Consider the following 7,006-nt stretch of genomic DNA (forward strand, 5'->3'; position numbering starts at 1 on the left):
GGAGGATACTAATGAATAATTATTTAGCTAAATCAAATCCACAAGAAACGATACAAGAACATACTGACAATCTTATAAAAAATTATGACATTATACAATCTTTATATCCCAATTTAGAAATAAATTGGGATATGTTATATCTTGCTTGTTTGTATCATGATCTTGGGAAAATGAATAAAAAGTTTCAAGCAAAAATAGAGACAGGTAAAACCATACAAGATGAAATACCTCATGGAATTCTTAGTTTAGCCTTTATTAACCCACAGGAACTAAAAAAACAGGGATTGACTAGGGAAGAAATTAAAATTTTAGCCCATTCTATAGCATATCATCATGATAGAGACTTGTCATATGATAATAAACATTTGGAAGAAGAAATTCGATTGATAGAACAAGAGGTGAACAACTTTTCTTATGAAAAATTGACAAAAATAGAAGTGAAAAAATTAAGAGCTAAATATTTTTCTAAAGATCGAATATACGAACAAGATAATGAAGAACTATTCTATCAATATATTAAAATCAAAGGGTTATTAAATAGAATTGATTATGCTGCTAGTGGATACATAGATGTTGAAGTAAAGAACGATTTTTTGATAGAGAGTTTAAGGAAGTTAATGGAAAGCTGGCAACAGCAACATTCTAATGCTGATTGGAATGAATTACAAAAATATATGTTAGCAAATAAAGACAATAATGTAATAGCCATTGCAGAAACCGGAATGGGTAAAACCGAAGCTGGGCTTTTATGGATAGGAGACAATAAAGGTTTTTTTACACTACCTTTAAAGACTGCAATCAATGCTATGTATGATAGGGTAGCTATAAACATTGTAAATGAAGGATATTCTGATAAAGTAGGTCTATTACATTCAGATACTTATAGTGAATATCTAGGTAGAGGTATGGAAGACAATGATTTAGATGAATATTTCAATAAGACGAAACAATTATCATTACCTATTACAATTTGTACTTTAGATCAAATTTTTGACTTTGTATATCGATATAGAGGTTTTGAATCAAAACTTGCAACGTTAGCATATTCTAAGATTGTAATTGATGAAGTTCAAATGTATTCTGCAGATCTTTTAGCTTATTTAATAATTGGATTATCCTATATTACAAAAATAGGTGGAAAGTTTGCTATTTTGACAGCAACTTTACCAAATATCGTAGAAGATTTACTAAAGGAGGAAGGGGTACAATTTATTCCATCAAAGACTTTTACTAATAACAATAGAATACGACATAGTGTAAAAGTAAATAAAAAACAGTTAGATATAACAAATATTATAAAACTTTATAATAAAAATAAAGTTTTGGTAATCTGTAACACTGTAAAAGAAGCACAGCGAATTTATAAAGAGTTAGATAAAGAATATGAAGTAGAAAACTTACATTTATTCCACAGTAATTTTATAAAAAAAGACCGCAAAGAAAAAGAAAATAAAATATTAGAAATAGGAGATAAAAACTCAAAGGACTATGGAATATGGATTACTACACAAGTGGTAGAAGCATCTCTTGATATTGACTTTGACATTCTAATTACAGAACTATCTGATTTAAATGGATTATTTCAAAGGATGGGTAGATGTTATAGAGGCAGAAGTTTTAAAGAGCAAGGATATAACTGTTATGTTTTTGATGGAGGCGAAAAAGATTGTAGTGGAGTAGGTTATGTTATTGATAAAGATATATTTAACTTGTCTAAAGAAGCCTTAAGAAATATTAATGGTCCATTAGGTGAAGAAGACAAAATGAATTTAGTCAGTAGCCTCTATACTACTGAAAATCTTAAGAACACGGAGTATTACAAATATATTAAAGAAAATATTAAATATGTGAAAAGCATAGAGGATTATGAGAAAGATAAAAATGAAATAAAAAAAATATTTAGAAATATTCATACACAAACAGTGATTCCTAAGGAAATATATAATGAAAATCATGAAGAGATAGAAAAAAACATTCAGATTCTTGTAAAAAATTATGATAAATCACTTAGCTCAGAGGAAAGAAAAAAACTAAAGATGAAAAAATCTATTGCTAGAATCAACTTATTGGAATTCACATTAAATGTTCCTTACTATCAAATAAATGGAAATGCTATAAATCAGGTGATAATTAATAAATATGAATCTATACCGATATTAGATTGTTATTATTCAAAGGAAACCGGAATTGAATATATTAAAAAAGAGGATATAAGTAAAAATACACAGTATGATAACTTTATTTAAATACTTCTTTTTAAGGATGATAGGATGAAAAAAATAACAGGTGTTATGATTTACTATTATTTTGTTTGCAAAAGGAAATTATGGTTTTTTGTAAATGATATTACTATGGAACAAAGTAGCGATTTAGTAGCAATGGGAAAATTAGTGGATGAAACCTCCTATAGTAGAGAAAAAAAGAATATTTTAATCGATGAAAATATTAATATAGATTTCTTGAAGGAATGGAAAGTAATTCATGAAGTTAAAAAGTCTAGAAAAATAGAAGAAGCCTCCAAATGGCAATTAAAATATTATATATGGATTTTAAAGCACAAAGGTGTTGCTATTGAAAAGGGAGTGCTTGATTATCCATTGCTAAGAAAAAGGGAAAATGTGTTTTTGCTTGAAGAAGATGAAAAAAGACTTGAAGAAATTCGTAAGGATATTGAGGAAATAATATTATTAAAATCACCACCACAAAGGATAAAAAAATCTATATGTAGAAAATGTGCTTATTATGAACTGTGTTATATATAGGAGGATAATATGGGAGAGACTTTTTATATATTCAGAGATGGGGATTTAAAAAGAAAAGATAATAATATTATAGTGAAAACCGCTGAGGGAGATAAAAAGAATTTAAAAGCTGAGGTAACAGATGAGATATATCTGTTTGGAGAAGTAGAAATGAATACCAAGCTCTTAAATTTTCTATCCCAAGAAAAGATTGTGATGCATATATTTAATTATTATGGTTTTTATAGTGGCAGTTTTTATCCAAGAGAGAGTAATGTAAGTGGGTATCTACTAGTAAATCAGGTAAAAAAATACGATGACAAAGAGAGTAGAGTGAAAATAGCACGAGAAATATTAAAAGCGGCTTCCTACAATATATATAGAAATTTGAGATACTATAATGGTAGGGGAGCAGCATTAGATAATCCAATGAAGAACATCCAAAGCTTAATAGATAAATTGGAATATTGTACAAGTATAAATGAGCTAATGGGTACAGAAGGAAATATTAGGAAAACATATTATTCTGCTTGGAATTCCATTGTAAAACAAAAAATAGATTTTACAAAGAGAGTAAAAAGACCACCAGATAATATGATTAATAGCCTGATTTCATTTGTAAATAGTCTTGTTTATACAACGGTTCTATCTGAAATATACAAGACTCAGTTAAATCCAACTATTAGTTATTTGCATGAGCCAGGAGTGAAAAGATTTTCATTATGTTTAGATATAGCAGAAATCTTTAAACCACTAATTGGAGAAAGGATGATTTTTTCACTTCTTAATAAAAATCAAATTACTGAAAAAGATTTTGAAAGAGAATCAAATTTTTTATACTTGAAGGAATCTGCAAGGAAAACTATATTGATGGAGTACGATGCAAGATTAAAACGAACTATACTGCATAGAGATTTAGGTCGTGAAGTATCCTATAGATATTTAATTAGACTAGAATGCTATAAACTTATAAAAGAAATTATTGGAGAAAAGGACTATAATGGATTTAAAATATGGTGGTGATTAGATGTATATTATTTTAATGTATGATATAGTGATGGATGAAGATGGAGCTAAGGTGCAAAGAAGGACATTTAAAATCTGTAAACGGTATTTAACCCATATACAAAATTCTGTCTTTGAAGGAAATTTATCAGAAGTAAATTTAATGAAATTAAAAAAAGAACTAGCTCAATTTATTAGAAAAGATAAAGATTCCTTTATTATATTCAAAAGCAGAGATGAAAAATGGCTGACTAAAGAATTTTTGGGAAAAGAAGATGATAAAACATCTAATTTTTTTTAATTATGGTCTGTCGACCTATAATAATGTAAAAGCATGAGGAGATAGACAATTCCTATGATTTCAAGGGTTTTGATTATATTTTTTAGGGAGTAAGCGAATAATAATATGAATTTTATCTAAAAAACTCTTTTAGACAATAATGAATAGTGAAACTGCCTAATATCAACAGGTACAGGTACACGCGTTTTAATAGAACCAAAGTGGAATGTAAATACAGAAATCGGAGACAAGATTGTAACCAAGGGTGGGTTTTAATAGAACCAAAGTGGAATGTAAATATATTGGTTAAATCTCTTAATGCTCTAGCCTTTGCTCGTTTTAATAGAACCAAAGTGGAATGTAAATGCAGAACTTTTAGAGGTGGAGCAAGTAAAACCTTTATGTTTTAATAGAACCAAAGTGGAATGTAAATGCATTACGATTGAAAGGAATAGCCTGAATTGCTTCGAGTTTTAATAGAACCAAAGTGGAATGTAAATATAAAGGTGTAGGGCAGGATGGAGCAACGTATGTAGGTTTTAATAGAACCAAAGTGGAATGTAAATTTTCTTATTAGGTTTGTTGTAACCATTCTCCCAATTGTTTTAATAGAACCAAAGTGGAATGTAAATGAAGCTGCTGTACGTCAAATTTCAGAACAAATCAACGTTTTAATAGAACCAAAGTGGAATGTAAATTTAACTAGATGCTTGTTATATGAATTTCTAAGTTCGTTTTAATAGAACCAAAGTGGAATGTAAATTCTCATACCACACCCCCTTCATGCACGACCTGTGCGTGTTTTAATAGAACCAAAGTGGAATGTAAATACTTAAAAACCTTTTAGCTCTTATCTCCTTATAGCCGTTTTAATAGAACCAAAGTGGAATGTAAATTGGTGTCTGTAAACACAACTCCTGCATCTATGGTTTCGTTTTAATAGAACCAAAGTGGAATGTAAATATATCAGCGTCGGAGCTTATTAGACAGCAACAGGAGTTTTAATAGAACCAAAGTGGAATGTAAATGAAAAACTCCCTGGTGTTCCTGTGGAACAGCCTTGGGTTTTAATAGAACCAAAGTGGAATGTAAATGAAGTATTCCAACAGGTTATTACATACTTTAAAAGTAGTTTTAATAGAACCAAAGTGGAATGTAAATAATATTAGAGTAATGCATAATACTTTAATTGATAATAGTTTTAATAGAACCAAAGTGGAATGTAAATTGGACTAAAGAAATGGATGATGTTATAGCAACCCTCGTTTTAATAGAACCAAAGTGGAATGTAAATGAAGATTTAACCCTCCTAAAACGTACCGTTACAGGCGTTTTAATAGAACCAAAGTGGAATGTAAATGACGTTGTACCTTTGATAAATAATTATTCGCAAAATGTTTTAATAGAACCAAAGTGGAATGTAAATTTATTTCTTGCTTGCTTTCCTTGCAGCAAAGAATATTGTTTTAATAGAACCAAAGTGGAATGTAAATTTCTTTGATTTAATAGTTTGTAGCTTTCTTCTCTTAGTTTTAATAGAACCAAAGTGGAATGTAAATATGCCTATCGCTGAACCTACCATTGTCTAGGGTAGTAGTTTTAATAGAACCAAAGTGGAATGTAAATAAACACAGAATTATTAAACAGGATGAGAGATGCAGGTTTTAATAGAACCAAAGTGGAATGTAAATTGAGCAGACACATCATCTGCCAAATGTGCATCAAACGTTTTAATAGAACCAAAGTGGAATGTAAATTATTTCTGTCTATACTCTTCAACTGCCTCATTTACTTGTTTTAATAGAACCAAAGTGGAATGTAAATATGCCTGTTAACCAAGCGTGCCACCATGGGGCTCCCGTTTTAATAGAACCAAAGTGGAATGTAAATCCGGATCTATTACTACGTCACCCTCATCTGTAAATATGTTTTAATAGAACCAAAGTGGAATGTAAATACTTATATTTCTAAAGCTTTCACATGTATTTGGCAATATAAAAATGCAACTTTTGGCAATCAAAAATACAATTACCAGTACCAACCCAAAATTACTTCATCAATGAGTTTGTCATGCGATAGCTTTTTCCTGTAAATATTAACATATGTGAATGATGTACAAGTCTATCAACTATTGCAGCTGTGAGCTTTTCGTCAAACAAGAAGCCCTTCCACCTGCCAAACTCAATATTAGTGGTAATGATGATGCTTTTGGACTCATAGCATAGGGAGATAATATCAAACAATAGCCTAGCCCCTTCTTGATGAAGAGGCAGGTAGCCCCATTCATCGAGTATCAATAGGTCAGCCTGGGCGATTTTTTTGTGAACCTTGTTGGCTTTCTTTATATCTTCTGATTCAAGCTGATTGATCAGATCATGAACGCGGTAAAATACAGCTTTTTTACCTTGATTGATTGCCTTAACTCCAAGAGCCACAGACAGATGTGTCTTACCAGTTCCTACTGCGCCATAGAGTATCAGGTTCTCCTTCTTTTCAAGAAAGGATAAGGACTCAATATTATGGAGCTGCAAAGATTCAGGAAACCTGATTTGTGAAAAATCATAACCCTCCAGAGATTTGACTACATGAAATCCAGCATTGTTAAGGTTTCTAATGCGCCTTTTTTCCTCACGGTCTTCTGTCTCCGCTTCAATGAATGGATAGATCTCCATAAGATTATTGGAGAGTTTTAGCTTTCTTTGGTATAGGCTAATCTCTTCTCTCATAGATGACCACCTCCCATAAGCAGATCATACTCAGATGTGTCTATTTCATATGATGGCAAATCTGATGGGAAGTAGATAGAACTATCATAGATCATACTATTTTCTTTAAGTCTTTTGTATGTTACTGCGTAAGCGTCTTTTAATAACATGTACCAATAAATAATGGCGGCCAAATGGCCGCCATTATTATCTATTATTTCGACTTGCATGCTGCCTGAACCTGTGGGTTCCATGGAAGTAGCTTGTCTAGAAAA

6 protein-coding genes and 1 CRISPR repeat array are annotated in these 7,006 nt (G+C 30.5%); of the genes, 4 read left to right on the forward strand and 2 right to left on the reverse strand.

Annotated features, from left to right (window positions below; genetic code table 11):
* Window positions 1-11 precede the first annotated feature (11 nt).
* From cas3 to cas2, 4 genes are read left to right on the forward strand one after another with little or no spacing between them, the layout of a single operon-like run.
* Window positions 12-2,246 carry a CRISPR-associated helicase Cas3' gene (gene cas3, locus NSA47_RS14570; protein WP_257533285.1) on the forward strand — a complete coding sequence of 745 codons (2,235 nt, stop codon included), beginning with the start codon at window positions 12-14 and terminating at the stop codon, window positions 2,244-2,246.
* A gap of 24 nt (window positions 2,247-2,270) precedes the next feature.
* On the forward strand, window positions 2,271-2,762 hold the full coding sequence (cas4, locus tag NSA47_RS14575; protein WP_257533287.1) for a CRISPR-associated protein Cas4: 492 nt from the start codon (window positions 2,271-2,273) through the stop codon (window positions 2,760-2,762).
* A 9-nt stretch (window positions 2,763-2,771) separates the two neighbouring features.
* Window positions 2,772-3,764: a type I-B CRISPR-associated endonuclease Cas1b gene (gene cas1b / locus NSA47_RS14580; RefSeq protein ID WP_257533289.1), complete on the forward strand. Its 993-nt coding sequence runs from the start codon at window positions 2,772-2,774 to the stop codon at window positions 3,762-3,764.
* A 4-nt stretch (window positions 3,765-3,768) separates the two neighbouring features.
* Window positions 3,769-4,047 carry a CRISPR-associated endonuclease Cas2 gene (gene cas2 / locus NSA47_RS14585; protein ID WP_257533291.1) on the forward strand — a complete coding sequence of 93 codons (279 nt, stop codon included), beginning with the start codon at window positions 3,769-3,771 and terminating at the stop codon, window positions 4,045-4,047.
* A gap of 183 nt (window positions 4,048-4,230) precedes the next feature.
* Window positions 4,231-5,983: a CRISPR direct-repeat array (repeat unit 30 nt; unit sequence GTTTTAATAGAACCAAAGTGGAATGTAAAT).
* Window positions 5,984-6,074: 91 nt separating this feature from the next.
* Here the strand turns inward: cas2 and istB are convergent.
* Both istB and NSA47_RS14595 read right to left on the reverse strand, forming a co-directional pair.
* Complete coding sequence (gene istB / locus NSA47_RS14590; protein WP_257533294.1) at window positions 6,075-6,752, reverse strand: IS21-like element helper ATPase IstB; 678 nt, start codon at window positions 6,750-6,752, stop codon at window positions 6,075-6,077.
* Window positions 6,749-7,006, reverse strand: a 258-nt coding sequence (locus tag NSA47_RS14595; RefSeq protein ID WP_257533296.1) for a hypothetical protein, incomplete at its 5' end; no start/stop codon positions are given. The genes istB and NSA47_RS14595, both read right to left, overlap by 4 nt.

The sequence above is a fragment of the Irregularibacter muris genome (genome assembly GCF_024622505.1).
Lineage (GTDB): Bacteria > Bacillota > Clostridia > Eubacteriales > Garciellaceae > Irregularibacter > Irregularibacter muris.